The following is a 25,518-nucleotide window of genomic DNA, read 5'->3' on the forward strand; positions in this document are numbered from 1 at the left end:
GAAAAACAGCATCTGGCCTTGTTCAAGCCACTTCACGTTTAATGGTGGCTAGTGGAGGCGTGGGAGGTCGACGAATCGGAATTCGACGATACCGCCACAGCAGCGGCCACAGCAGCGCCGATAGCAGCGATCGTACCTACCGACAGCCCAGCAATGCCAGCAGTAGTACCAGCCGCACCAGCCGCAGCAGCAGAAGTGGTACCAGCTGCAGAGGAACCAGCAGCAGAGGTCGCCGCGGCTTCTTCAGCTGCAAAGGCTTGGCCTGTGAGCAGACCGGAAATGAGGACCAACATCAGGGATTTTTTCATCTTAAAAAGCTCCGTTTCTTGCAGACACTGAATACGAGACATGGTCAAGACCAGACTAACAGCCCCCATTTTAAGCAAAATCAGGGGGTTATAGTATAGCCAACGTCATATTACACGAAAATTATAGGCAAATTAAATACTACTCTTTAATGGCCATGCAGGATACATTGAGCAATACCACTTTTATCCTCCAGCCCCAACCGCCTAGATAGCCTAATAATTTAGCTAAAAACCCGTCTAACGACGGGTCTTCAACAAAACAAGATAGAACAACTTTGGGCTTACCACACCTGCAGGTAGCTCAACATCCCCTCCGCTGCCTGCCGCCCCTCGAACACCGCCCGCACCACCAGATCGGCGCCGCGCACTTGGTCGCCGCCGGCGAAGATCTTCGGATTGCTGGTCTGGTGCTTGAAGGCTTGCTGCTCCGGTGCCACGGTACGACCGCGTTTGTCGGTCTTGATGCCGGTGTGGCCGAACCAGTCTGCCGCCTCGGTCTGAAAACCGAAGGCGATCACGACGTGGTCGCACTCGATGACCTGTTCCGAGCCTTCGACCACCTCGGCGGCACGGCGGCCCTTCTCGTCCGGCGCGCCCAGCCGGGTTTCCGCCAAGTGCAAGCGCAGGCTGCCGTCGGCGCCCTCGCCGATGCCCAGCGGCTGGCGGTTCCACAGGAACTCGACGCCCTCTTCCTTGGCATTGCCGACTTCGCGCTTGGAACCCGGCATATTGGCCTCGTCGCGGCGGTAGGCGCAGATCACGCTCTTGGCGCCCTGGCGGATGGCGGTGCGGTTGCAGTCCATAGCGGTGTCGCCACCACCCAGTACCACCACACGCTTGCCTTGCATCGACAGGTGCTCCTCGCCTTCCGGCAGAGTGCCCATGCTGTGGCGCACGTTGTTGATCAGGAACGGCAGCGCTTCCAGCACGCCGGGCAGGTATTCACCGTCAAAACCGCCCTTCATGAACTTGTAGGCGCCCATGCCCATGAACACCGCGTCGTACTCTTCCAACAGTTCGTCGATGGTGACCTGCACGCCGATCTCGGTATTGAGACGGAAGGTGACACCCATCTCTTCCATGATCAGGCGGCGGGTCTTGATCACGCTCTTTTCCAGCTTGAACTCGGGGATGCCGAAGGTGATCAGGCCGCCAATTTCCTCGTAGCGGTCGAACACCACCGGCTTGACGCCGTTGCGCACCAACACGTCGGCGCAGGCGAGGCCGGCCGGGCCGGCGCCGATGATGGCCACCTTCTTGTCGGTCCAGATCACCTTGGACATGTCGGGGCGCCAGCCGGCCTTGAACGCCTCGTCGGTGATGTACTTCTCCACGCTGCCGATGGTGACGGCGCCGAAGCCGCCCTGTTCCAGGGTGCAGGCACCTTCGCACAGGCGGTCCTGCGGGCAGACGCGGCCGCAGATTTCCGGCAGGCTGTTGGTCTTGTGCGACATCTCGGCCGCCTCGAACAGCTTGCCCTCCTTCACCAGCTTTAGCCAGTTGGGGATGTAGTTGTGCACCGGGCACTCCCACTCGCAGTAGGGGTTGCCACAGGACAGGCAACGCCCGGCCTGGTCACCGGCATCCACGCTGTGCAGCGGGGTGTAAATCTCTTTGAACTCGATCTTGCGCACCGCGGCTTCGACTTTGTCGCCGGGGTTGCGCGAGAGCTTCATGAACTGGAAAACGTCACCCATGATCATTCCTCCGTCCTTGCGGCCAACGTTGGCCGCAAGGCGTTTCTTTCTTGTCCAGGGGCGGACAGGCCGCCCGTCGCTTAGTCTTTCAGCAGGCTGTCGAGCTTGGCCGCCTTCGGTTTCACCAGCCAGAAGTAGTCGACGTAGTCGTCGAAATTCTCCAGCATCGCGCGCCCGGTTTCGGAACCGGTCAGCTCGACGTGCTTGGCGATCTTCTCCAGCAGGTAGGCGCGGTACATGCCCATCGCCTCGCCGTTGATCAGGTTGATGTCCACCAGCTCGTTGTTGTAGCGGTAGGCAAACTTCTCGGCACGGTCGAACACGAAGGCGAAGCCGCCAGTCATGCCGGCACCGAAGTTGTAGCCGGTCTCGCCCAGCACGATCACGCTGCCGCCGGTCATGTACTCGCAGCAGTGGTCACCGGCGCCCTCGATCACCGCCAGCGCACCGGAGTTGCGCACCCCGAAGCGCTCGCCGGCGACGCCGGCCGCGAACAGCTGGCCACCGGTGGCGCCGTACAGGCAGGTGTTACCGATGATGATGGACTCGTCCGGTTTGTAGGCGGCGTCCTTCGGCGGGTAGATCACCACCCGGCCACCGGCCATGCCCTTGCCGACGTAGTCGTTGGCATCGCCTTCCAGCTCCAGGTGCAGACCCGATGCGTTCCACACGCCGAAGCTCTGGCCGGCGGAACCGCTGAATTTCACCTTCAGGCAGCCGAACGGCAGGCCGGCGGCACCGTGCACGCGGGCGATCTCGCCGGACAGGCGCGCACCGATCGAGCGGTGGATGTTCTCGATGTCGTAACGCAGTTCCAGCATCTGCTTGTTGTGGATCGCCGGCAGCGCATCCTTGAGGATCTGCTCGGCCAGCTCGCCCTTGTCGAAGGACGGGTTGGAGTCGGTGACGCAGAAGCGCGGCACGTCATCCGGTACCGTGCCCTGCGACAGCAGCGGCGCCAGGTTCAGCTTGTGCTGCTTGTCGGTGACGCCGGCCTCCAGGTTGAGCAGCTCCATGCGACCGATCAGCTCTTCCATGTTGCGGGCGCCGAGCTTGGCCATCCACTCGCGGGTTTCCTGGGCGATGAACAGGAAGTAGTTCATCACCATTTCCGGCAGGCCGATGAAGTACTTCGAGCGCAGCTTCACTTCCTGCGTTGCCACGCCGGTCGCGCAGTTGTTCAGGTGGCAGATGCGCAGGAACTTGCAGCCCAGCGCCACCATCGGGCCGGTACCGAAGCCAAAGCTCTCGGCGCCCATGATCGCGGCCTTGATCACGTCGAGGCCGGTCTTCAGGCCGCCGTCGGTCTGTACCCGCACCCGGCCACGCAGGCCGTTGGCGCGCAGCACCTGCTGCGCCTCGGTCAGGCCCAGCTCCCACGGGCTGCCGGCGTACTTCACCGACGCCAGTGGGCTGGCACCGGTACCGCCGTCGTAACCGGAGATGGTGATCAGGTCGGCGTAGGCCTTGGCCACACCGGCGGCGATGGTGCCCACGCCTGGCTCGGCCACCAGTTTCACAGACACCAGCGCGGTCGGGTTGACCTGCTTCAGGTCGAAAATCAGCTGCGCCAGGTCTTCGATGGAGTAGATGTCGTGGTGCGGCGGCGGCGAGATCAGCGAGATGCCCGGCTTGGAGCAGCGCAGCTTGGCGATCAGCGGCGACACCTTGTCGCCCGGCAGCTGGCCGCCTTCACCCGGCTTGGCACCCTGTGCCACCTTGATCTGCAGCACTTCGGCGTTGACCAGGTAGTGCGGGGTGACGCCGAAACGGCCGGACGCCACCTGCTTGATCTTGGACATCTTCTCGGTGCCGTAACGCGACGGGTCTTCCCCGCCCTCACCGGAGTTGGAGCGGCCGCCGAGGCGGTTCATCGCGGTGGCCATCGCCTCGTGGGCTTCCGGCGACAGCGCGCCCAGCGACATGCCGGCGGAGTCGAAACGCTTGAGGATGCTTTCCACCGGTTCCACCTCGTCGATGGAGATCGGGGTGATGCCGTCGAAGTTCAGCGTCATCAGGTCGCGGAACATCGCCACCGGACGGTTGTTGACCAGTTCGGCGTACTGCTTGTAGGCGTCGTAGTCGGTGTTCTGCACCGCCTTTTGCAGCGTCATCACCACGTCCGGGTTGTAGGCGTGGTACTCCTCCCCGTGCACGTACTTCAGCAGGCCGCCCTGCGTCACCGCCCGCATCGGGTTGAACGCCAGCTTGGACAGCTTCTGCTGGTCGTCCTCGAAATCATCAAAGTTGGCGCCGGAGATGCGCGACACGGTGCCCTTCAGGCACAGCGCCACCACGTCTTCGTGCAGGCCGATGCCTTCGAACAGCTGCGCGCCGCGGTAGCTGGCGATGGTGGAGATGCCCATCTTGGACAGCACCTTCATCAGGCCCTTGTTGATGCCCTTGCGGTAGTGCTGCAGTGCCTCGTTGATGCGCAGGTTGACGTCACCGGTGGCGACCAGATCGACAATGCTCTGGTACGCGAGGTACGGGTACACCGCGGTGGCGCCATAGCCGATCAGCGCGGCCATCTGGTGCGGGTCGCGCACGGTACCGGTTTCCAGCAGGATGTTGGACTTGCAACGCAGGCCGGCGTCGATCAGCGCGTGGTGCACGGCACCGGTGGCGAACAGCGCGTGGATAGGCAGACGGTTGGCCGCAATGGTGCGGTCGGACAGCACCACGATCACGGTGCCTTCCTGTACCGCCTCGACCACGTGGGCGCACAACTTACGGATCGCCTGTTCCAGATTGCCTTCGGCCGGGTCATAGCACAGGTCGAAGGTGGTGGCCTTCAGGTAGGCTTCCGGACGGGTAGTGATGCGCAGGAATTTCTCGCGCGACAGCACCGGACTGCGCACTTCCAACCGCTTGGCGTGTTCGGCGGTTTCCTCGAACATATTGCGCTCGGGGCCGAACACGGTGTTCAGCGACATCACGATCGCTTCGCGGATCGGGTCGATCGGCGGGTTGGTCACCTGCGCGAACTGCTGGCGCAGGTAGTCGAACGGCGAGCGTACCTTCTGGGACAGCACCGCCATCGGGGTGTCGTCACCCATCGAGCCGACCGCCTCCTGGCCTTCCTCGGCCAGCACGCGCAGGATCTGGTCGCGCTCCTCAAAGCTGATGTTGAAGAGTTTCTGGTAGGTGAGCAGCTGCTCTTTCGGCCAGGCTTCCAGACCGGCGTCGTCCTCGATCGACAGCTCCAGACGCGAACCGGCGTCCTTGATCCACTGCCGGTACGGCTTGGCCGATTTCAGCTGCGCGTCGATGTCTTCCGGATACAGGATCTCGCCGGTCTGCAGGTCAGCGGCGAACAGCTGGCCCGGCTTCACGCGGCCCTTTTTCACCACGTCTTCCGGCTTGTAGTCCCAGACGCCGACTTCGGAGGCGATGGTGAGGATGTTGTCCTTGGTCAGGACCCAGCGCGCCGGGCGCAGGCCGTTGCGGTCCAGCATGCAGCCGGCGTAGCGGCCGTCGGTCAGCACGATGCCGGCCGGGCCGTCCCACGGCTCCATGTGCATGGAGTTGAATTCGTAGAACGCGCGCAGGTCCTTGTCGGTACTGTCCACGTTCTGCCATGCCGGCGGCACCAAGAGGCGCAGCGCACGGAACAGTGGAATGCCGCCCATCAGCAGGCCTTCCAGCATATTGTCCAGCGACATCGAGTCGGAGCCGTCGGTCTGCACGATCGGGCGGATGGCGTCCATGTCGATGTGCGGCGAGGACATGATGCGCTCGCGTGCACGCGCCCAGTGGCGGTTGCCCTGCACGGTGTTGATCTCGCCGTTGTGCGCCAGGAAGCGGAACGGCTGCGCCAGTTTCCATTGTGGCCAGGTGTTGGTGGAGAAGCGCTGATGGAACACCGCCAAGCTAGACTCGAAACGCGGGTCGGACAGGTCGAGGTAGAACTTGTGCAGGTTGTCCGGCGTCACCAGGCCCTTGTACGACAGCGTGTGCGGCGACAGCGTCGGCAGGTAGAAGTACGGGTCGTCGGCCTTGTTGGCCTTTTCCGCCTGGCGGCGGCCCATGTACAGGCGGCGCTGGAACGACAGCTCGTCCATGCCGAACGGACAGTTGACGAATACCTGGTAGAAGCTCGGCAACGACGCCAGCGCCTGCTCGCCACAGGCGGCGAGGTCGATCGGCACCGCGCGGAAGCCGGCGACTTCCAGCCCCTGCTGCTCCAGATACTCCTTCAGCCGGTTGCGGCTGCGCTCACCGTCTTGCGGGTGCGCAAACACCAGGCCGGCGGCGTACACTGCCTTGAGGGTGATGCCGGCTTCGGCGGCCACTTCGCGCAGGAAGCCGTCCGGCTTGCGAAACAGCAGGCCACAGCCGTCACCGGATTTGCCGTCGGCGGCGACCGCACCGCGGTGCGTCAGCTTGGCCAGCGAGGAAATGGCGGTGTTCACCAGCCAGTGCGACGGCTTGTCGTCCAGTTGCGCGATCAAGCCGAAACCACAGCTGTCTTGTTCGAAGTCGGGGCTGTATAAGGTGCCCTCCAACCAACGCTGTCTGTCCATTCTAGGTCCCTGATTATAATGTGTAGCGAATGGATTGATTCTAAGGTCAAGATAGCTGACCTGCAACCGCTTTTTGTGCGACGCATTATCAACATAAAATCAACAACTTGAGTTGTTTTTATGCAAAAAAAATACAACGCAAACACCACAAAAGTTTATGTTTAAGAGACATCAACATTCAAAAACACGACCAGACAAAGCCACGTCTGACACCCTACAAACTACTGTGTAATGTATACAAAACAGGATAAGCGATGAGCATGCGCGACGGCCGTCCCGCCCCGACGCCCAGCCTGTTCCGCCAGCTGGCGGAGCAGGCACTGGCACGCTCGGCCGGCGCCCCGCTGGTGGCCGGCAACCGCGTCGAACTGCTGTTCGACGCCGCGGCCAACTTTGCCGCCTGGCTGGACGCCATCGCTCAGGCCGAGCACTGCATCCTGGTCGAAATGTACCTGTTCGCCGACGACGACTTCGGCCGCCAACTGCGCAGCGCGCTGCAGGACAAGGCACGGCAAGGCGTCAGGGTGTACCTGCTCTACGACTGGCTGGGCAGCTGGCGCGAACACTACCGCGGCTTTTTCAAGCCGCTGCTGCTGGCCGGCGCCCAGGTGCGGGTGTGGCAGCCGCCGTCGTTCGGCAAGGGCTTTCGCCTGCTGGGCCGCGACCACCGCAAGCTGATCGTGGTCGACGGCCACACCGCCTTCATCGGCGGGCTGTGCGCCAGCTCGCGCTGGAACGACTGGCGCGATACCGGGCTGCGGCTGCAGGGACCGCTGCTGGACGATGCCGTCACCGCCTTTGCCGACAGCTGGCTGCACGCCGGCGACGGCGCGCTGCCGCCCGTCGCCACCGACCGCAGCAGCCATGGCGAGGTCGCCGCGCGGCTGATCGCCACCACCCCGGCCACCGCCAACCTGATGCGGCTGGATCTGCTGATCGCCGGCTTTGCCCGGCGGCGGCTGTGGCTGACCGATGCCTACTTCATGGGCACCAGCACCTATCTCACCGCCTTGCAGCAGGCGGCGCGCGACGGCGTCGACGTGCGGCTACTGGTGCCGCGCTCCAGTGACATCGGCTGGATCGCCACCGTGTCGCGCACGCTGTACCGGCCGCTGCTCAGCGCCGGGGTGCGGGTGTTCGAGTGGGACGGCACCATGATCCACGCCAAGACCGCGGTCGCCGACAGCCGCTGGGCGCGCATCGGCTCCACCAATCTCAACGTCTCCAGCTGGCTGGCCAACCGCGAGCTGGACCTGGCGATCGAGGACGAGGCGCTGGCGCGGCAGATGGAAACCCGCTTCCTGCAGGACCTGGACCACGCCACCGAGATCGTGCTCAGCGGCCAGCACCTGCGCCCGGCGCTGAAACACGCGCGCGGCGAGCGACGGCGACTGCCGGTGCGGCAGCAGGCGGTGGTCGGGGCCGCCGCCGCCGCACGCCAGGCGCTGCGCATCGGCGATGCCGTCGGCGCCGCGGTGCGCGGCACCCGCAACGTGGAGCAGAGCGAGGCCGCCTCCTTCCTCAGCATCGCGCTGACCCTGCTGGGCCTGACCCTGCTGGTGCTGCTGTTTCCGTGGCTGGCGGCGCTGCCGCTGGCGTTGCTGCTCGGTTTTGCCGGCGTCTCGGTGCTGCTGCGCGCCGCCACGCTGTACCGCCGCCGCTGGCAAAAAAAACAACACCCCGTCGTGCCCGCCAGGCCGGACAAGCCGCCGCCGGACGATGATGTTAAGCCTTGATTTTGCGATCATCCGCCGCGCCCCGGCCAGCCTTGCCCGGCGCAGTATTACCGTGAAATGACAGCGACGGCGGGTGCGTGATACTGCTGTGCAACATCTGTGCCGCCATTGCCGCTACAATGCGCGCTTTCTTGGGTTATTCGAAGGTGTTTTCCGTTGCGGCCAACCTTGCGGGGCCACCCGGACGACAACACCCTAAGCCGGCAGACGTGAAGGCAAAGCAAGGCTTTGCCCAGTGCGGACCGCGGTGCAAAGCGCCCCTTTGCTCCGGCCTTGCCCCCGATTTCCATCGGGACGGCAAGACGGAAAAACCACGCGCCTCAAGGCCAGCCATCCAGGGCGGCGGCATCACGTCGTACGTACAGAACTGTGCCCCAACGCGCACCGAGTGACACTTCCGGCCATGCCGCGAAGGCCGTAACAGGCGTTACAGGTGCCCGGGACTCCTCCTGCCCACGCGGGAAGCCCAAGCCTTCGTCTGCAGCCGCCTTGCGCATCACGGCAGTGTCCGAGTTAAAGCAACTAAGGACTCAGGTATGCGTTTTCACTTCCCGATCGTCATCATCGACGAAGATTTCCGTAGCGAGAACACCAGCGGCTCCGGCATCCGCGAGCTGGCCAACGCCATCCAGGCCGAAGGCATGGACGTGATCGGCTACACCAGCTACGGCGACCTGACTTCGTTCGCGCAGCAGCAAAGCCGCGCCGCCGGCTTCATCCTGTCGATCGACGACGAGGAATTCCAGACCGACGAAGATGCCACCTCGGCACTGGGCGGCCTGTACGGCTTTGTCGCCGAAATCCGCCGTCGCAACCCGGACATCCCGGTGTACCTGTACGGCGAGACGCGCACCGCGCGCCACATCCCCAACGACATCCTGCGCGAGCTGCATGGTTTCATCCACATGCACGAGGACACCCCGGAATTCGTAGCGCGCCACATCATCCGCGAGGCCAAGAGCTACCTCGACACCCTGGCGCCGCCGTTCTTCCGCGCGCTGGTCAACTACGCGCAGGACGGCTCCTACTCCTGGCACTGCCCCGGCCACTCCGGCGGCGTGGCGTTCCTGAAATCGCCGGTCGGCCAGATGTTCCACCAGTTCTTCGGCGAAAACATGCTGCGCGCCGACGTGTGCAACGCGGTGGAGGAACTGGGCCAGCTCTTGGACCACACCGGCCCGGTGGCGGCCTCGGAACGCAATGCGGCGCGCATTTTCAGCTCCGACCACTGCTTCTTCGTCACCAACGGCACCTCGACTTCGAACAAGATCGTGTGGCACAGCACCGTCGCCGCCGGCGACATCGTGCTGGTCGACCGCAACTGCCACAAGTCCAACCTGCACGCGATCATGATGACTGGCGCCATTCCGGTGTTCCTGATGCCGACGCGCAACCACTACGGCATCATCGGCCCGATCCCGAAGGCGGAATTCTCGCTGGACGCGATCCGCGCCAAGATCGAGGCCAACCCGTTCGCCCGCGAGGCGCTGGCCAAGAACCCGAACGCCAAGCCGCGCATCCTGACCATCACCCAGTCCACCTACGACGGCATCATGTACAACGTCGAGGAGATCAAGGGCCTGCTGGATGGCGAGGTCGACACCCTGCACTTTGACGAAGCGTGGCTGCCGCACGCCAGCTTCCACGACTTCTACGGCGACTTCCACGCCATCGGCGAAGGCCGTCCGCGCTGCAAGGAGTCGATGATCTTCTCGACGCAATCCACGCACAAGCTGCTGGCCGGCATCTCGCAGGCGTCGCAGATCCTGGTGCAGGACCCGCAGAACCGCCAGCTGGACACCCACAGCTTCAACGAAGCCTACCTGATGCACACCTCCACCAGCCCGCAGTACGCGATCATCGCCAGCTGCGACGTGGCGGCGGCGATGATGGAGCAGCCGGGCGGCCAGGCACTGGTCGAGGAATCGCTGGCCGAGGCGCTGGAATTCCGCCGCTCGATGCGCAAGGTGGACGAGGAGTACGGCGAGGACTGGTGGTTCCGCGTGTGGGGCCCGGAAAAGCTGTCGGAAGACGGCATCTGCGACCCGCAGGACTGGGAGCTGAAAACCGGCGAAACCTGGCACGGCTTTGCCGGCATCGAGGACGGCTTCAACCTGCTGGACCCGATCAAGGCCACCATCCTGACCCCAGGCCTGAACGTGGACGGCAGCTTCGAAGAGCTGGGCATCCCGGCATCGATGGTGACCAAGTACCTGGCCGAACACGGCGTGGTGGTGGAAAAGACCGGCCTGTACAGCTTCTTCATCATGTTCACCATCGGCATCACCAAGGGCCGCTGGAACACGCTGCTGGCCGCGCTGCAACAGTTCAAGGACGATTTCGACAAGAACCAGCCGCTGTGGCGCTGCATGCCGGACTTCATCGCCAAGCATCCGGAGTACGAGCGCGTCGGCCTCAAGGACCTGTGCCTGAAGATCCACCGCGCCTACCACGAGCACAACGTGGCGCGACTGACCACCGAGATCTACCTGTCGGAAATGGTACCGGGCATGAAGCCGTCGGACGCGTTTGCCAAGATGGCGCACCGCGAAGTGGAGCGCGTGCCGGTCGACCAGCTGGAAGGCCGCATCACCGCGGTACTGCTGACTCCGTACCCGCCGGGCATCCCGCTGCTGATTCCGGGCGAAGTGTTCAACAAGACCATCGTCGACTACCTGCGCTTCACCGAGCAGTTCAACCGCGGCTTCCCCGGCTTCGAGACCGACGTGCACGGCCTGATCGCCGAAGTCCGCGACGGCAAGAAGACCTACTTCGTGGATTGCGTGAAGGCCTGATCCCGAGCGCTGGCAAACAATGCGGCCAACCTTGTACAAGGTTGGCCGCATTTTTCATGGCCGTGCAGTGGGCTTACTGGTAGCCGCGAAAGGCGCGCGCAAAGCTGCCGTCGCGCTGCAGCGCCTGATAGCTGTGGCGCAGTCGCGCCAGTGTCGCCGGTGGCGTGCCAAGGCTGGCGGCCAGGTACAGCTCCATGGTCAGCGGCAAGGGCAGCAGCTGGCGGAACTGGCGACAATCCAGCAGCTCGCGGCGGCAATAGGCCTGCAGACTGCCCTCGGAAAGCGGCACCGCATCGATCCAGCCCAGCTGCAGCCGGCGCAGATTGGTTTCCATGTTGTCGGCGACGTCCAGCCCGGCGTGGCGGTTGGCGCTGACCTCGGCAAAGCCCTGCTCGCGCAGCCACTGGCCGCGCACATCCTGGTTGCTGATGCCGATGCGCAGGCTGCCCGCCTCCGCCAGCGTGCTGGCGCGCAGGTCGCGGCGGCTGACCAGCGCATATAGCGCCACCCGCTCCGAGCCCAATCGCCCCAGCCAGTGGAACTGCGCCTCGCGCGCCGGGGTGCGCGCCAGCGAATAGATCAGCACGTTGGGCTGGTGGCTGGCCAGCGCCATGCTGCGCGCCCACGGATAGACATGATGCTGGAACGGCAGCCCGGCATGACGCAGCAACTGCTCGACAAAGCGCGGCGCCGGCCCCTGCAGGCGCTGGCCGACGATGAAATTGAACGGTGGCGCGTCTTCGGTCACCACCTTGAGCATGGCATGTGCCCCCGCCAGCAGCGGCTGCAGGCAGCAACAGGCCAGCAACAGAGCATTCGCAAGCCGCATAAGCCCTCCGCGACGGGACAAGGGAGCCTCTTGCTGCGTTGTAGCCCACCACGGCACACGGCACAAGCCGGCCGCCCGCAGCGTGCCGGACTCCGTAGCGCTACGGAACGCCGCCCGCCGGCGGCAATGCCATAATGGCAGCATGACACCCCTGCGCCCCTATCTGCTGCCCGCCAGCTGGCTACTGCTGAGCCTGCTCGCCGGCGGCGTACTGCTGCTGGCCGGCTTCAGCCAGCAACGCAGCCTGTTCCAGCAGAACAGCAGCATCGCCCACCGCCTGCTCAGCCAGAAGATGGTGCAGCACGAGGCGGTACTGGCCACCCTCGTGCTGCAGCAACGGCCGCCGCCAGCGGCGGAGCTGCTGGCCGGCCTGCGCCCGGCGATGCCGCAGCTGCTGGCGCTGGGCCTGCTGCAGGACGGCCGCTGGCTGGGCAGCGGCAACGCGCCGCCGCCACTGGCCGCCACGCTGGCAAGGGCGCGGCAACAGCGCCGCATCCAGACCCAGGCCGCCGGGGTCGCGCAATACTGGCTGGTGGCGCCGTCCGGCTGGAGCCTGCTGCTCGACAGCCGCCGGCTGTTGGCAGCCGGCGAGTGGCCGGCCACGCTGCAGCGGGTGCAGCTGCAATTGCCCGGTGGCAACAGTGTGCTGCTGAGCCAGCCGATGCCGGCCTGGGGCTGGTCGATGACGCTCGACAAGCCGCTGCCGACCAGCGCGCAGCCGTTCACTTTTCACAGCCAGCAGCGCTACGGCATCGCGCAGTGGCCGTGGCTGAGCTGGCTGGCGGTCAGCGCGGCGCTGGCGCTGCTGCTGGCGTGGCAGCACAGCCGTCGCCAGGCGCGGCAGCAGGCACAGCGTGAGCGGGAACAGGCAAGGTTGGCCGCCGTCAGCCGCCTCAGCACCCTCGGCGAGATGGCCGCCGGCATGGCGCACGAGCTGAACCAGCCGCTGACCGCCATCCTCGCCAACCTGCGCGCCTGCCAGCGGCTGCTGGACGACGACGACGAGCGCGACACGGTGCGCCAGGCGCTGGCCAGCAGCGCGGCGCAGGCCAAGCGCGCCGGCGACATCATCGCCCGCCTGCGCACGCTGGTGACGCAGCAGGCGCCGCGGCCGCTGGCTGCCGTCGACAGCGCCGCGCTGCTGGCCTCGGTACAAGTCCTGCGCCAGGCCGAGCTGGCGGCGCTAGGCATCCGCCTGCACTGTCTTGATGCCAGTGCCGGGCGGCGGCCGCTGGCCGACAACGTGGCGCTGGAGCAGATCGTGCACAACCTGCTGCAGAACGCGGTCGACGCGCTGGCCGGCCAGTCCGGCCACATCGAGATCCGCGCCGACATCGACGCCGGTCGCTACCGGCTGCAAGTCAGCGACAGCGGCCCCGGCATCGCCACCGCCGACCTGCCGCAGCTGTTCCAGCCGTTTTTCAGCACCAAGCCCGGCGGCATGGGGCTGGGACTGAGCCTGTGCGAGACACTGGCGCACAGCCTGCACGGCCAGCTCACTGCGGCCAACCTGCCAGCCGGCGGCGCCTGCTTCACGCTGTGCCTGCCGCTGGCCGAAGAGGACAACGCATGAACCAGCACCACTCCCCGCTGATCTACCTGGTCGACGACGACGACGCGGTGCGTGAGGCACTGGCGCTGCTGCTGAAAAGCGTCGGTCTGCGCGCCGAGGGCTTTGCCAGCCCGCAGCAGTTCCTGGCGCAGCACGACCGCCACAGCATCGGCTGCGTGGTGCTGGACATCCGCATGCCCGGCATCAGCGGGCTGGACGTGCTCGACACCCTCGCCGCCGGCAGCGACCTGCCGGTGATCATGCTCACCGGCCACGGCAACGTCGACCTCTGTCGCCGCGCGTTCAAGAACGGCGCCGAGGAATTCCTGCAGAAGCCGGTCGACGACGACGTGTTCCTCGACAGCGTGCAAAAAGCGGTGCGCCAGCACATCGCCCGCCGCGACAAGCAGGCCGCCAGCCTCGCCGCGCAGCAGCGGCTGCAACGGCTTTCCGGGCGCGAGCTGGACGTGCTGCAGCGCATCGCCGACGGCATGACCAACAAGGAGATCGCGCGCGAGCTGGCGCTGTCGCCGCGCACGGTGGAAACCTATCGCGCCAACGTATTCGCCAAGCTGGAGGTCGACACCCTGGCGCAGCTGATCCGCCACTACCTGCTGCTGCTGCCGCAGCGCTGAGCGGCGCGCCGGCACAAGCACGCCCAGCGACCCTGCCCGCGCCACCACTCATCCCGTCCCGCGGCCAATAGCCGGCTCCGTACTGCTACGGAGGCCACCGCGTAATCGACCGAATATCGCGACGGCGCGACAGCAGCTAAGCTGATCCTGTCGTCCCCACTCATTCCGCACAGGAGCTTGATCATGATCCGTACCCTCATCGCCGTTACCCTGCTCGCCGCCAGCGCCGCCCATGCCGCACCGGTGACCGAACGCAATATCGCGCTGGCCGACGCGCAGAAGCTGGCCAGCGACGCGGTGGCGCAGTGCCAGGCCAAGGGCTGGAACGTCGGCGTCAGCGTGGTGGACCGCGCCGGCAACCTGAAAGCCTTCGCTCGCGCTGACAATGCCGGCCCGCACACCATCGAGGCCAGCCGTGCCAAGGCGTTCACTTCCGCCTCCGCCAAGGCGCCGACCCAGGCGATGATGGAAAACGCGCAGAAGAATCCGGGCGCGGCCAACCTCACCGACATCCCCGGCTTCCTGCTGCTGGGTGGTGGCGTGCCGCTGAAGGCCGGTAACGAGGTGATCGGCGCCATCGGTATCGGCGGCGCCCCTGGCGGCCACCTCGACGAGCAGTGCGCACTGGCCGCCATCGACGCCAACGCCGCGCTGTTCAAGTAAGTCCCGACCGGCGTTTCGCACGCCTGAAAAAAGCCACGCTCTCGAGCGTGGCTTTTGCTTTCCCGAACTGGGCTGCGACCAAGCTTGGCCGCAGCCGCAAACCGTCGCCCGGCGGCAGGCCATGCAAAAAGCCACGCCCTAGAGCGTGGCTTGTCAGCAAGTGCGTTGCGGCCAAACTTGGCGGCAGCGCTTACTCCGCCAGCGCCTGCGCCAGATCAGCGAGGATGTCGTCGATGTCCTCGATGCCGATGGACAAGCGCAGCTGGCCCTCGCGGATGCCCAGCGCCGCCTTCTGTTCTGGCGGCATGCCGCCGTGCGACATGGTGTAGCTGTGGTTGACCAGCGACTCCACCCCGCCCAGCGACTCCGCCAGCAGGAACAGCTGCAACCGGCTGGCGACGCGGCTGGCGGCGGCGCGGCTGTCTTCCTTCAGGTAGACGGTGACGATGCCGCCGAAACGGCGCATCTGGCGTTTGGCCAGTTCGTGGCCTGGATGCTCGGGCAGGCCGGGGAAGAACACCTTGTCGATGGCCGGATGGCCCTGCAGGAAGGCGGCGACCTTCTCGGCGTTGTCGCAGTGCCGCTCCATGCGCAGCGCCAGCGTCTTGATGCCGCGCAGGGTCAGGAAACAGTCCTGCGGCCCCGGCACCGCGCCGGCGGCGTTCTGGATGAACTTGATCGCCTTGAACAGCGCCGCGTCGTTGACCGCCACCAGCCCCAGCAGCACGTCGGAGTGGCCGCCGAGGTACTTGGTGGCGGAGTGCACCACGATGTCGGCGCCCTGATTCAGCGGGTTCTGCAGGTAGGGCGTGGCGAAGGTGTTGTCCACCGCCACCACCGCCCCGTGGCCGTGGGCGATCGCCGCCAGCGCGGCGATGTCGACCATGCCCAGCAGCGGGTTGGTCGGCGTCTCCAGCCACACAAGCCGGGTGTTGCTGCTGATGACGGCCTCAAGGTTGGCCGCATCGGACAGGTCGGCAAAGGTCACCTTGATGCCCTGCGCCGCCAGCACCTTGTCGAGGATGCGGTAGGCGCCGCCGTACAGGTCAGCCACCGCGATCACCTCGTCGCCGGGCTTGAGCGTGGCGCGCAGCACCGCGTCGATCGCCGCCATGCCGCTGGCGAAGGCGAGGCCGTGCGCGGCGTCTTCCAGCGCCGCGAAGTTGGCCTCCAGCGCCGCCCGCGTCGGGGTGCCGGTGCGGGCGTAGGCGAATTCCAGCGACTCGCCCACCGCGTCGTGGGCAAAGGCGGAGGTCTGGTAGATCGGCGGCATCACCGCGCGGTTGTGCTGGTGGTAGTCAAAACCGGCGTGGATCGCCTTGGTGGCAAATTTCATGGTATCCCTCGTTTCGCTCATGGCCGCATGGGGCGCGTCAGCGGGCGTGGGCGCGGCCGAAGTGGCGCTCCACCCGTTGCTGCACCTGTTCGAACAGCGCGCTCAACACCCAGTAGATCGCCGCCGCCATCAGGTACAGTGGCAGCGGCTGGAAAGTCTGCGCGATCAGGTCCTTGGTCACCATCATCAGCTCGGAGACGGTGATCACCGATACCAGCGAGGTGTCCTTGATCAGCGAGATCAGGCTGTTGGCGAGGCTGGGCACCGCCAGCCGTACCGCCTGCGGCGCGATGACGTAGCGCACCGCCGGCCACCAGCCCAGGCCCAGCGACAGCGCCGCGTCCCACTGCCCGCGCTCGACGCCGGCCATCGCGCCGCGCAGGCTCTCCGACAGGTAGGCGGCCACGTTCAGCGTCAGCGCCAGAATGCCGGCGGTGACCGGCTCGAACTCGATGCCGACGCTGGGCAGGCCGTAGTAGATGACAAAAATCTGCACCAGCAGCGGCGTGCCGCGCATCAGGCTGACGTACAGCGCCGCCAGCTGCGACAGCAGCGGCACCTGCGCGATGCGCACCAGCGCCACGGCGAAGCCCAGCGTCAGGCCCAGCACCATCGCCGAGACCGCGAACAGCAAGGTATAGCCGACCCCGGTCATCAGCACCGGGACGGCAGTCATTGCCAACTCAAGCCATTCCATCATTCATCCTTCAAATACAAACGCCTCCGCAACTGGCGGAGGCGTCAAGGTTGGCCGCAGCGCTCAGCGTGCGCCCGGTGCCTTCGATACGTCGATGCCGAACCACTTCACCGAGATTTTCTTGAAGCTGCCGTCCTTGTGCAAGGCATTCAGCGCGCCGTCCAGCGCCACCTTGAACTTCGGATTGCCCTTGGCAAACGGGATACCCATCTGCGTCGCACTGCCCACCGCGGCGCCGGCCTTCAGCGGCAGCTTGGCTTCCTTGATCGCGAACGGGATCAGCAGGCTGTCGTTGATGCCGGCATCGATGCGGCCGGTGGCCAGATCCTGGAAGATTTCCGGTGCCGACGGGTAGAACTTGGACTCGATACCGCCCTGCGCCTTCACCATCTCGGCGTAGTTGCTGCCCTGGGTCACACCCATCTTCTTGCCGGCGAGGTCGGCCAGGCTCTTGAAGCTGCGCTTCTCGTTCTTGCGCACGATCAGCTGCGCGCTGGAGATGGTGTACGGCTGCGAGAAGTCGAACACTTCCTTGCGCTTGTCGGTGATCGACACCTGGTTCAGCACCACGTCGAACTTGCCGCCCTGCAGGCCGGCCAGGAGGCCGCTCCACTCGCCGGTGATGAATTCCGGCTTCAGCTTCAGCTTCTGTGCCAGTGCCGCGCCCAGCTCCACCTCGAAACCGGTCAGCTTCTGGTCCTTGTCCTTGAAGTTGAACGGCGGGTAGGTGCCTTCCAGCGCAATCTTCAGCGTACCGCGCTGCTGCACGGTGTCCAGCAGGTCGGCAGCGTAAACGTTGGCCGCAACGCCCAGCAGCGTCAGGGTAAGCAGAACTTTTTTCATTTTTTATTCCTTTTTGATATTGATTTCAAAATCAATAAAACAGAAAGAACTATAACAAAGCCGACCGCTTTGCTCCAGCCTTGGCAGCGAATGAAAACGCATAAGGAAATCACCAAAAGCGGATAACAGCGGTGCCGGGTCAGCGGCAATCCAGAGCGCGATTGTACGCAATATCCCGCGCGCTGGCGCGGAAGTATTGCCAGTTGCCGCCAAGGCGACCCGCCGCGCCACAGCCCGCCGGCAAAGAAAAAGCCCGGCGACGCCGGGCTTGCTGATGCCGTCGCGGCCGGCATGGCCGCAAACGGCTTACACGTTGAACAGGAAGTTCAGCACGTCGCCGTCCTGCACCACGTATTCCTTGCCTTCGGCGCGCATCTTGCCGGCTTCCTTGGCCTTGGCTTCGCCACCGTAGGCGATGAAATCGGCGTAGGAGATGGTCTGCGCGCGGATGAAGCCACGTTCGAAGTCGGTGTGGATCACGCCGGCCGCCTGCGGCGCGGTGTCGCCGACGTGGATGGTCCAGGCGCGCACTTCCTTCACCCCGGCGGTGAAGTAGGTCTGCAGCCCCAGCAGCTTGTAGCCGGTGCGGATCAGGCGGTTGAGGCCCGGTTCTTCCAGGCCCATGTCGGCGAGGAATTCCACCTTGTCGGCGTCGTCGAGGTCGGCGATTTCGCTCTCGATGGCGGCGCACAGTGCCACCACCGGCGCGCCTTCGGTTGCGGCCAGTGCCTTCAGCTTGTCCAGGTGCGGGTTGTTGTCAAAGCCGTCTTCCGCCACGTTGGCGACATACATCGCCGGCTTGATGGTCAGCAGGCACAGCGGCTTGAGCAGCGCCTGCTCGTCCGCGTCCAGCTTCATGCTGCGTACCGGCTTGCCTTCGTTCAGGTGCGGCATCAGTTTTTCCAGCAGCGCCACCAGCTTCTGCGCGTCCTTGTCGCCGGCACGGGCCTTCTTGCCGTCACGGATGATGGCCTTTTCCACCGCCGACATGTCGGCCAGCGCCAGTTCGGTGCCGATGGTTTCCAGGTCGGCGATCGGATCGACACGACCGGCAACGTGCACCACGTTGTCGTCGTCGAAGCAGCGCACCACGTTGACGATGGCGTCGGTCTCGCGGATGTTGGCCAGGAACTTGTTGCCCAGGCCCTCGCCCTTGGAGGCGCCAGCCACCAGACCGGCGATGTCGACGAATTCGACGATGGCCGGCTGGGTCTTCTGCGGGTTGACGATCTTGCACAGCTCGTCCAGGCGCGGATCCGGCACTTCCACGATGCCGACGTTAGGCTCGATGGTGCAGAACGGATAGTTGGCCGCTTCGATACCGGCCTTGGTCAGTGCATTGAACAGGGTGGACTTGCCGACGTTGGGCAGACCGACAATACCGCATTTCAGACTCATGGGAATTCCTCGAATTTTCCGGCCTGCGCGCTTGGCGCCGCAGGCATTGACCGGTGGCATTGTACCACCTGGCCGATCATTTTTTGTGCACTCGGGTGTTGGCCGCAGCCTGCGGCCAACGTTTACTTGGCGGCGGTGTGCAGCGTCTTCATCGCCGCCGCGCTGTTGCCGGCCAGTACGTCCGGCATCACCTGCAGCGCCTTGGCGATGGCGTCGTCGATCGCCTGCTGCTCTTCGGCGCGCGCCTTTTTCAGCACGAAGTTGGCGACCTCGTTGCGATCGCCGGGATGACCGATGCCCAGGCGCAGGCGCCAGAAGTTGGGCGAGCCCAGCTTGGCGATGATGTCCTTCAGGCCGTTGTGGCCGCCGTGGCCACCGCCCTGCTTCAGCCGCGCCGCGCCCGGCGGCAGGTCCAGCTCGTCGTGCACCACCAGGATTTCTTCCGGCGCGATCTTGTAGAAGCGCGCCAGCGCGCCCACCGCCTGGCCGGACAGGTTCATGTAGGTCATCGGCTTAAGCAGCCACAGGTCGCCTGCGGCCAAGGTGGCGCGCGAGACCTCGCCGAAATACTTGCCCTCGCCACGCAGCGGCGCCTTGTGCTGCCAGGCCAGCTCGTCCACCAGCCAGAAGCCTGCGTTATGGCGCGTTCTTTCGTATTCCGGCCCGGGATTCCCCAGCCCCACCACCAGACGGATTGCCGACATTCTCTTGATCCCAACAATGAAAAACCCGCTGCAGAGAGTATCAGCAGCGGGCCTCGTACCGCACCGTCAAACGGTGAGGCGCTTAAGCATTACACGCGAGCGAAGTCGATGTGCAGCACCAGTTGCTTGAACGGGTGGTTCTGGAAAGCAGCAACTTTAACTTGCTCTTTCTGACCGTCGATTACCAGATCCAGCACTTCGTTGTGGAAGGCTTCGGTTTTCAGCGCGTAGTACATGGTGTTGTGGTCCAGGGTGATGGACACGGCTTCTTTACCTGCGCCGTAAACAACAGCAGGGGTTTGACCAGCGCGACGCAGGCGGCGGCTCGCACCAGTACCTTCCAGAACGCGCTTGGTAGCGATAACTTCGATTGCCATTTGAATAACTCCAGTTAGCTTTGCAGCTTGATTTAAATCTCCAGCCCACCGCGACCAGTGGGCTGAACGTTTACGGCAGGCAGGCGCCCGACGAAACCAGATCCTCATTGAAGAGGTAGGACACCGATTCTTCGTTGTTGATGCGACGCAGGGTTTCTGCGATCAGGCCACCAATCGATACCACGCGGATGCGGCTGCTCTGCTTGGCTTGCGCCGACAGCGGAATGGTATCGGTGATCACGACTTGGTCGATGTCCGAATTGTTGATGCGATCCACGGCCTGGCCGGAGAAGATGGCGTGCGAGGCGTAGGCCAGCACGCGCTCGGCACCGCGCTCTTTCAGAGCGGAAGCGGCCTTGCACAGGGTGTTCGCGGTGTCGATCATGTCGTCGACGATCAGGCAGGTACGGCCCTGCACGTCACCGATGATGTTCATCACTTCGGCCACGTTGGCTTTCGGACGACGCTTGTCGATGATGGCAAGATCGGTATTCAGCGCCTTGGCCACGGCACGGGCACGTACCACGCCGCCGACGTCCGGGCTGACCACGATCAGGTCTTCGATGCGCTGCGAACGGATGTCCTTCAGCAGCACCGGGGTCGCGTACACGTTGTCCACCGGCATGTCGAAGAAGCCCTGGATCTGGTCGGCGTGCAGGTCAACGGTCAGCACGCGGTCGATACCGGCGCTGGTCAGCATGTTGGCCACCAGTTTGGCGGTGATCGGCACACGGGCGGAGCGCGGACGACGATCCTGGCGAGCGTAACCGAAGTACGGAATCGCGGCGGTGATACGACCGGCGGAGGCGCGTTTCAGCGCGTCGGCCATGGTCAGGATCTCCATCAGGTTGTCGTTGGTCGGCGCACAGGTCGACTGCAGGATGAACACGTCGCGACCGCGCACGTTTTCCAGCAGTTCAACGGCGACTTCGCCATCGCTGAATTTGCCGACGTCGGCGCGTCCCAGCGAAATGTCGAGGTGCTTGACCACGTTTTGCGCCAGTTCCGGATTTGCCGTCCCGGTGAAGACCATCAAACTATCGTATGCAGCCATAAAAGAATTGCCTTAAATCGGTAGATAAAGAAAAAGCGTGTAAGGAGCCTTACACGCTTTTTTTCTTAGTTTACTCTCGTAAGCCTGGCTGAGGAGGAAGGATTCGAACCTTCGCATGCCGGAATCAAAATCCGGTGCCTTAACCAACTTGGCGACTCCCCAGTATTCTTTAAATTGTGCAGGGTATTGGCTGAGGAGGAAGGATTCGAACCTTCGCATGCCGGAATCAAAATCCGGTGCCTTAACCAACTTGGCGACTCCCCAGTAGCACTGCTATTCCCCGTCAAACATCGGATGCGCTGCCAACCCCTTGGCAACAAAGCCGCTGAATCGTGACGACAAGGACTGATATACTGTTTTTGCTTGATCTTCGTTACCGCATTCCAGAAAGACACAGGCTCCGGAACCGGTCATCAACGGCGAGCCGCATTCTCTTAATGCGCTCAAGGCTTCATTTACCGCTGGATACATTTGGCAAACAACGCTTTGCAAATCGTTTTGTTTTTGCGGCGTCGTTGCTAGGGTTCGCATTGTGGAGAAACTGACCTGCCCTGTCAACACCTGACGTGAAAATTCCTTGAAAACCGTCGCCGTCGGCACATGCACTGTTGGGTGCAACACCACATACCAGGCCGCCGGCAGGCTGATCTCGCTCAGCTCTTCGCCGATGCCGGTGGCGCGCGCATTGCGCCCGAAGATGAACACCGGCACGTCGGCCCCCAGCTGCACGCCCAGCTGCATCAGCGCCGCGCGCGACAGGCCGCAGCCCCACAGGCGGTTGAGCGCCAGCAGCACCGTCGCCGCATCGGAGGAGCCGCCGCCGAGGCCGCCGCCCATCGGGATGCGCTTGTGCAGGCGCAGGCTGGCGCCCAGCGTGCTGCCGCTGGCCTGTTGCAACAGCCGCGCCGCGCGCACGGTCAGATCGCTGTCCGGCGGCACGCCGGGAATGGGATTCAGCAGCACGATGTCGCCGTCGTCGCGCAGCGCGATGTCGATGCTGTCGCACAGGTCGATGAAGCGGAAATCGCTGTCCAGCAGGTGATAGCCATCGTCACGCTTGCCGGTGATCAGCAGGTTGAGGTTGAGCTTGGCCGGAGCGGGAAAGACATGAAAAACGGAATCGGTCATGGCAAAGCGGGAGCAACGGGTAACAGGGGAACAAACTGGCGCCAGTCAGACAGCACCAGACGGATGGTCAGGCCCTCGCGCTCCAGCTCGACGCGGCGCGGCTGGGCAAGGTTGGCCGCATCGCGGTGGATGCGGATCAGCCAGCCCTGCTGCTGCAGGTGGCCTTCCGGGGTGGTGGTGTAGGGAAACTGCGGCGCCGGGTGGCCACGCACCCACCACACCAGGTTGGCCAGCGGCAGCGGCCAGCCCAGCTGGCGCTCGGTCAGCGTCTCGACATCGCTGGCGAACTGCTGCTGGCCGTCGGCCAGCAGGGTAACACCATGGCTGTCGCGGTGCAGGCTGGCCACGGTATTGCCCACCGGCGTCTTGATCGCCAGCTGGTCGTCGTCCGCGGTGTGCTGCCAGTCAAAGCCGGCGACGTGGCCCTTGCCGTCCAGATTCACCGCCAGCCTGCCGGCGACGTCGAAGGGCTGGTCTTGCACCTGTGCCTGCAGCGGTGCCGCAGTGGACGGCACCTCCTGAAACGAGGCGCAGCCAGCGAGCAGCGGCAGCAGCAGTAACAGCCAGCGCACGATCATGGCTGCAGGCGCTGCAGGGTTTCACGCAGCACCGGGTGATCCGGCTCCTTCTTGCGTGCCTCGGCCCACAGCTTGCGCGCCTCGTCGAGGCGCCCGGACTGCCACAGCACCTCGCCGAGATGGGCGGCCACTTCGGCATCCGGCATGCTGGCGTAGGACGCCTGCAGGTATTGCAGCGCCTGCTCCAGCTTGCCGAGCTTGTAGTACACCCAGCCCAGGCTGTCGAGGATCATCGGGTCATCCGGCGCCGCCTGGTGCGCCTTCTCCACGTAGGCCAGCGCCTCGCGGTAGCGGGTGGTGTGGTTGCTGAGCGCGTAGCCCAGCGCATTCAGCGCGTGCACATGATCCGGCACCAGCTCCAGCACCTGCAGCAGGTCTTTTTCCGCCAGCGCAAACTGCCCGTCCAGCTCCGACAGCAGTGCGCGGTCGTACAGCAGTTCGGTGGCCCGCGGCTGGCGTTGCAGCCCCTGGTTCAGCAGCGTCATCGCCTGCGCGCGATCGCCGGCGTTCTTGGCGATCTGCGCCTGCAGTGCGACCACCCGCACCAGCTGGTTAGCATCGTTGCTCAGCGGCTGCAGGTCGTTGATCGCCTGCTGCCAGTTGCCGTCCGCGGCATCCAGCTGCGCCAGGCGCAGTCGTGCCGGCAGGTAGTTCTCGCCCTGCCCCACCTGCTGGTACCAGTGGCGCGCCTGTTGCGGCTGCTTCTGTTCGTCCGCCAGCTGGCCCAGGGTGTAGCGCAGGGTATCGGCATCGGCGTAACCGGCCTGCAGCGCGGCCTCCAGCTGGCGACGCGCCAGCTGCAGGTTGCCGTTCTGGAACGCCAGCAGGCCGGCCATGTTCAGCAGTTCCGCTTGTTTCGGGTATTGTTGTAGCGCCTTTTCGGCGTGGCGCTGGGCGTCGGTGTAGCGCTTCTCGCTGGCCAGCAGCCGCACCATGGTCAGGTTCAGCTCCAGGCTGGCGGCGGGACGCAGTTGCAGCTGTGCCTGCAGGAAGTCGATGGCACTGGGCACAGAGTGACGGCGCAGGCGGTCGACCTGCCACAGCAGCGGCAGGTCCCACGTCGGGGCGATCTTGGCGAGACGGGCGAACTCCTTGTCGACCTCGGCCTGCTCGCCGGCCTCGGCAGCCACCGCCAGGTGGGCAAAGCGCGCTTCCGGCAGCTCCGGATAGCGCTCGGCCAGGTCACTGACCAGCTTCGCCGCGGCGACCCGGTCCGGCTGCCGCGCCAGCAGTCGCGCCAGCTGCACGAAGATGGCACCGGCACGCGCCGGTTGCCGCGCCAGCATGCCTTCCACCAGCGGCTGGCTTTCCGCCAGCTTGCCGGCACGCAGCAGCGCGATCAGCAGCTGTTCGCGCGCCGAATCGGCATCCGGGTCCAGCTCGATCCACAAGGCCAGCGCCTCGGAGGCCTGGCGCACGTTACCGGAGAACATCGCGAATTCGGAGGCCCGCTGCGCCACGCGCGGGTCGCGGGTTTCGCGCGCCAGTTGCAGGTAGGTTTCCGCGGCAACACCGGCGCCACCGCGCTGCACCACGATCTCGCCGGCCAGCAGGCCGTACAGCCACTCCTCGCTCAGCTCCAGCTTGGGAATGCGCGGGTTGTCGACCGTTTCCTCCTCGACCGCCTCGTCGGCGAGATCCTCGACCACCGCTTCCGCGCTGACGGACGACGTGGGGAGAGCGGGCGGGACACTGGCGCAGGCGACCAGGGCAAGGGGGGCAAGTGCTGCGGCGATACGGAGTAGTGCGTTCATGCTTGGCCTAAACATCGGTTCAGACGGGTAGAATACCACGCCCATTCATTTAATCATGCTCACGGCAAGGAAAACTGCAATGCCGGAATTGCCAGAAGTCGAAACCACCTGTCGCGGCATCGCACCCCTGCTGCTGCACGCCACCATCCGTGGCGTGACCGTGCGCGAGGCGCGCCTGCGCTGGCCGGTGCCGCCGGACCTGGCGGCCAACCTTGCCGGTCGCCGCGTGCTCGGCATCAGCCGCCGCGCCAAGTACCTGCTCGTCGACTTCGAACACGGCACGCTGATCCTGCACCTGGGCATGTCCGGCAGCCTGCGCTTCGTGACGCCGGGCACGCCGCCGGAAAAGCATGACCATGTAGACATCGATCTGGGGCAAACGGTTCTGCGCTATCGCGATCCGCGCCGTTTTGGCGCCATCCTGTGGCAGCAGGGGCCGGTCGAGGCGCACCCGCTGCTGGCACAGCTGGGGCCAGAGCCACTGTCGTACGCCTTCGACGGCGCGGTACTGCAGCAGGCGATCCGACGCCGCGGCAGCGCCATCAAGCTGGCGATCATGGACAACCACGTGGTGGTCGGCGTCGGCAACATCTACGCCAACGAGGCGCTGTTCCACGCCGGCATCCACCCGGCCCGCGCCGCCAACGGCCTCAGCGGTGCGGAGTGCGCGCGGCTGGCCGCCGAAATCAAGGCGGTGCTGGCGCGCGCCATCGACGCCGGCGGCAGCACGCTGCGCGATTTTGTCGACGCCAAGGGGAAACCGGGCTACTTCCAGCAAAGCTATATGGTCTATGGCCGCCGCGATCTGCCCTGCCACGTCTGCGGCAGCCTGATCCGCGAGCTGCGCCAGGGGCAGCGCAGCTCCTGCTTTTGCCCGCATTGCCAGCCGTGTTAAATTGCGCCGCGTC

At 64.9% G+C, this 25,518-nt stretch carries 20 protein-coding genes and 2 tRNA genes; 6 read left to right on the top strand and 16 right to left on the bottom strand.

Annotated elements, in window-relative coordinates; genetic code table 11:
* Positions 1-38: 38 nt before the first annotated feature.
* The 3 genes from PQU89_RS07640 to gltB form a co-directional block, all read right to left on the bottom strand.
* The gene (locus tag PQU89_RS07640; protein WP_272765306.1) at positions 39-308 is read right to left on the bottom strand and encodes a hypothetical protein; all 270 of its coding nucleotides are present in this window, start codon (positions 306-308) and stop codon (positions 39-41) included.
* Between the two features lie 281 nt (positions 309-589).
* Positions 590-2,005: a glutamate synthase small subunit GltD family protein gene (locus PQU89_RS07645; RefSeq protein WP_272765307.1), complete on the bottom strand. Its 1,416-nt coding sequence runs from the start codon at positions 2,003-2,005 to the stop codon at positions 590-592.
* An 80-nt stretch (positions 2,006-2,085) separates the two neighbouring features.
* Entirely contained in the window at positions 2,086-6,531 is a 4,446-nt protein-coding gene (gene gltB / locus PQU89_RS07650; RefSeq protein WP_272765308.1) for a glutamate synthase large subunit, read from the bottom strand.
* 254 nt (positions 6,532-6,785) lie between these two features.
* Here gltB and PQU89_RS07655 point away from each other — a divergent pair, with 254 nt between their 5' ends.
* Positions 6,786-8,267, top strand: coding sequence for a phospholipase D-like domain-containing protein (locus tag PQU89_RS07655; protein WP_272765309.1), 1,482 nt, complete (start codon positions 6,786-6,788; stop codon positions 8,265-8,267).
* A 536-nt stretch (positions 8,268-8,803) separates the two neighbouring features.
* Complete coding sequence (locus PQU89_RS07660) at positions 8,804-11,062, top strand: arginine/lysine/ornithine decarboxylase (RefSeq protein WP_272765310.1); 2,259 nt, start codon at positions 8,804-8,806, stop codon at positions 11,060-11,062.
* 73 nt (positions 11,063-11,135) lie between these two features.
* Here the strand turns inward: PQU89_RS07660 and PQU89_RS07665 are convergent, their stop codons facing one another.
* A complete protein-coding gene (locus PQU89_RS07665) occupies positions 11,136-11,891 on the bottom strand; it encodes a substrate-binding periplasmic protein (RefSeq protein WP_272765311.1) in 756 nt (251 codons plus the stop codon).
* Between the two features lie 142 nt (positions 11,892-12,033).
* On the opposite strand from PQU89_RS07665, the gene PQU89_RS07670 reads away from it, so the two are divergent.
* The 3 genes from PQU89_RS07670 (at position 12,034) to PQU89_RS07680 (ending at position 14,741) form a co-directional block, all read left to right on the top strand.
* Positions 12,034-13,464, top strand: coding sequence for a sensor histidine kinase (locus tag PQU89_RS07670; RefSeq protein ID WP_272765312.1), 1,431 nt, complete (start codon positions 12,034-12,036; stop codon positions 13,462-13,464).
* Complete coding sequence (locus tag PQU89_RS07675; protein ID WP_272758044.1) at positions 13,461-14,078, top strand: response regulator transcription factor; 618 nt, start codon at positions 13,461-13,463, stop codon at positions 14,076-14,078. The genes PQU89_RS07670 and PQU89_RS07675 overlap by 4 nt, the downstream gene beginning before the upstream one ends.
* Before the next feature lie 183 nt (positions 14,079-14,261).
* Complete coding sequence (locus PQU89_RS07680; RefSeq protein WP_047967962.1) at positions 14,262-14,741, top strand: GlcG/HbpS family heme-binding protein; 480 nt, start codon at positions 14,262-14,264, stop codon at positions 14,739-14,741.
* Positions 14,742-14,931: 190 nt separating this feature from the next.
* Here the strand turns inward: PQU89_RS07680 and PQU89_RS07685 are convergent, their stop codons facing one another.
* The 12 genes from PQU89_RS07685 to PQU89_RS07740 form a co-directional block, all read right to left on the bottom strand.
* The gene (locus tag PQU89_RS07685) at positions 14,932-16,098 is read right to left on the bottom strand and encodes a cystathionine gamma-synthase (RefSeq protein ID WP_272765313.1); all 1,167 of its coding nucleotides are present in this window, start codon (positions 16,096-16,098) and stop codon (positions 14,932-14,934) included.
* A 16-nt stretch (positions 16,099-16,114) separates the two neighbouring features.
* On the bottom strand, positions 16,115-16,753 hold the full coding sequence (locus PQU89_RS07690) for an amino acid ABC transporter permease (RefSeq protein WP_272765314.1): 639 nt from the start codon (positions 16,751-16,753) through the stop codon (positions 16,115-16,117).
* An 84-nt stretch (positions 16,754-16,837) separates the two neighbouring features.
* Positions 16,838-17,617, bottom strand: coding sequence for a transporter substrate-binding domain-containing protein (locus tag PQU89_RS07695; RefSeq protein ID WP_047967960.1), 780 nt, complete (start codon positions 17,615-17,617; stop codon positions 16,838-16,840).
* A 306-nt stretch (positions 17,618-17,923) separates the two neighbouring features.
* On the bottom strand, positions 17,924-19,015 hold the full coding sequence (ychF, locus tag PQU89_RS07700; protein ID WP_272765315.1) for a redox-regulated ATPase YchF: 1,092 nt from the start codon (positions 19,013-19,015) through the stop codon (positions 17,924-17,926).
* Between the two features lie 122 nt (positions 19,016-19,137).
* Positions 19,138-19,719: an aminoacyl-tRNA hydrolase gene (gene pth, locus PQU89_RS07705; RefSeq protein WP_189351772.1), complete on the bottom strand. Its 582-nt coding sequence runs from the start codon at positions 19,717-19,719 to the stop codon at positions 19,138-19,140.
* Between the two features lie 89 nt (positions 19,720-19,808).
* The gene (gene rplY / locus PQU89_RS07710) at positions 19,809-20,096 is read right to left on the bottom strand and encodes a 50S ribosomal protein L25 (RefSeq protein WP_189373034.1); all 288 of its coding nucleotides are present in this window, start codon (positions 20,094-20,096) and stop codon (positions 19,809-19,811) included.
* 70 nt (positions 20,097-20,166) lie between these two features.
* On the bottom strand, positions 20,167-21,150 hold the full coding sequence (locus PQU89_RS07715) for a ribose-phosphate pyrophosphokinase (protein ID WP_189351774.1): 984 nt from the start codon (positions 21,148-21,150) through the stop codon (positions 20,167-20,169).
* A gap of 85 nt (positions 21,151-21,235) precedes the next feature.
* A tRNA-Gln gene (locus tag PQU89_RS07720) sits at positions 21,236-21,312 on the bottom strand.
* 25 nt (positions 21,313-21,337) lie between these two features.
* Positions 21,338-21,414, bottom strand: a tRNA-Gln gene (locus tag PQU89_RS07725).
* Positions 21,415-21,423: 9 nt separating this feature from the next.
* Positions 21,424-22,278 carry a 4-(cytidine 5'-diphospho)-2-C-methyl-D-erythritol kinase gene (gene ispE / locus PQU89_RS07730; protein WP_272765316.1) on the bottom strand — a complete coding sequence of 285 codons (855 nt, stop codon included), beginning with the start codon at positions 22,276-22,278 and terminating at the stop codon, positions 21,424-21,426.
* Positions 22,275-22,856, bottom strand: coding sequence for a lipoprotein insertase outer membrane protein LolB (gene lolB / locus PQU89_RS07735; RefSeq protein WP_272765317.1), 582 nt, complete (start codon positions 22,854-22,856; stop codon positions 22,275-22,277). The genes ispE and lolB overlap by 4 nt, the downstream gene beginning before the upstream one ends.
* A complete protein-coding gene (locus PQU89_RS07740; RefSeq protein WP_272765318.1) occupies positions 22,853-24,610 on the bottom strand; it encodes a tetratricopeptide repeat protein in 1,758 nt (585 codons plus the stop codon). The genes lolB and PQU89_RS07740 overlap by 4 nt, the downstream gene beginning before the upstream one ends.
* Positions 24,611-24,689: 79 nt before the next feature.
* Between PQU89_RS07740 and mutM the strand changes: the two genes are divergently transcribed.
* The gene (gene mutM, locus PQU89_RS07745; protein WP_272765319.1) at positions 24,690-25,505 is read left to right on the top strand and encodes a bifunctional DNA-formamidopyrimidine glycosylase/DNA-(apurinic or apyrimidinic site) lyase; all 816 of its coding nucleotides are present in this window, start codon (positions 24,690-24,692) and stop codon (positions 25,503-25,505) included.
* The last annotated feature ends 13 nt before the right edge of the window (positions 25,506-25,518 follow it).

This window comes from Vogesella indigofera, from assembly GCF_028548395.1.
GTDB lineage: Bacteria > Pseudomonadota > Gammaproteobacteria > Burkholderiales > Chromobacteriaceae > Vogesella > Vogesella indigofera_A.

Coding starts and splice junctions, on each gene's coding strand:
- PQU89_RS07690 (WP_272765314.1), bottom strand. CDS start 16,753: ATGACTGCCGTCCCGGTGCTGATGACCGGGGTCGGCTATACCTTGCTG.
- ychF (WP_272765315.1), bottom strand. CDS start 19,015: ATGAGTCTGAAATGCGGTATTGTCGGTCTGCCCAACGTCGGCAAGTCC.
- PQU89_RS07680 (WP_047967962.1), top strand. CDS start 14,262: ATGATCCGTACCCTCATCGCCGTTACCCTGCTCGCCGCCAGCGCCGCC.
- mutM (WP_272765319.1), top strand. CDS start 24,690: ATGCCGGAATTGCCAGAAGTCGAAACCACCTGTCGCGGCATCGCACCC.
- ispE (WP_272765316.1), bottom strand. CDS start 22,278: ATGACCGATTCCGTTTTTCATGTCTTTCCCGCTCCGGCCAAGCTCAAC.
- PQU89_RS07675 (WP_272758044.1), top strand. CDS start 13,461: ATGAACCAGCACCACTCCCCGCTGATCTACCTGGTCGACGACGACGAC.
- PQU89_RS07740 (WP_272765318.1), bottom strand. CDS start 24,610: ATGAACGCACTACTCCGTATCGCCGCAGCACTTGCCCCCCTTGCCCTG.
- lolB (WP_272765317.1), bottom strand. CDS start 22,856: ATGATCGTGCGCTGGCTGTTACTGCTGCTGCCGCTGCTCGCTGGCTGC.
- PQU89_RS07655 (WP_272765309.1), top strand. CDS start 6,786: ATGAGCATGCGCGACGGCCGTCCCGCCCCGACGCCCAGCCTGTTCCGC.
- pth (WP_189351772.1), bottom strand. CDS start 19,719: ATGTCGGCAATCCGTCTGGTGGTGGGGCTGGGGAATCCCGGGCCGGAA.
- PQU89_RS07660 (WP_272765310.1), top strand. CDS start 8,804: ATGCGTTTTCACTTCCCGATCGTCATCATCGACGAAGATTTCCGTAGC.
- PQU89_RS07695 (WP_047967960.1), bottom strand. CDS start 17,617: ATGAAAAAAGTTCTGCTTACCCTGACGCTGCTGGGCGTTGCGGCCAAC.
- rplY (WP_189373034.1), bottom strand. CDS start 20,096: ATGGCAATCGAAGTTATCGCTACCAAGCGCGTTCTGGAAGGTACTGGT.
- PQU89_RS07665 (WP_272765311.1), bottom strand. CDS start 11,891: ATGCGGCTTGCGAATGCTCTGTTGCTGGCCTGTTGCTGCCTGCAGCCG.
- PQU89_RS07670 (WP_272765312.1), top strand. CDS start 12,034: ATGACACCCCTGCGCCCCTATCTGCTGCCCGCCAGCTGGCTACTGCTG.
- PQU89_RS07685 (WP_272765313.1), bottom strand. CDS start 16,098: ATGAGCGAAACGAGGGATACCATGAAATTTGCCACCAAGGCGATCCAC.
- PQU89_RS07715 (WP_189351774.1), bottom strand. CDS start 21,150: ATGGCTGCATACGATAGTTTGATGGTCTTCACCGGGACGGCAAATCCG.
- PQU89_RS07645 (WP_272765307.1), bottom strand. CDS start 2,005: ATGGGTGACGTTTTCCAGTTCATGAAGCTCTCGCGCAACCCCGGCGAC.
- PQU89_RS07640 (WP_272765306.1), bottom strand. CDS start 308: ATGAAAAAATCCCTGATGTTGGTCCTCATTTCCGGTCTGCTCACAGGC.
- gltB (WP_272765308.1), bottom strand. CDS start 6,531: ATGGACAGACAGCGTTGGTTGGAGGGCACCTTATACAGCCCCGACTTC.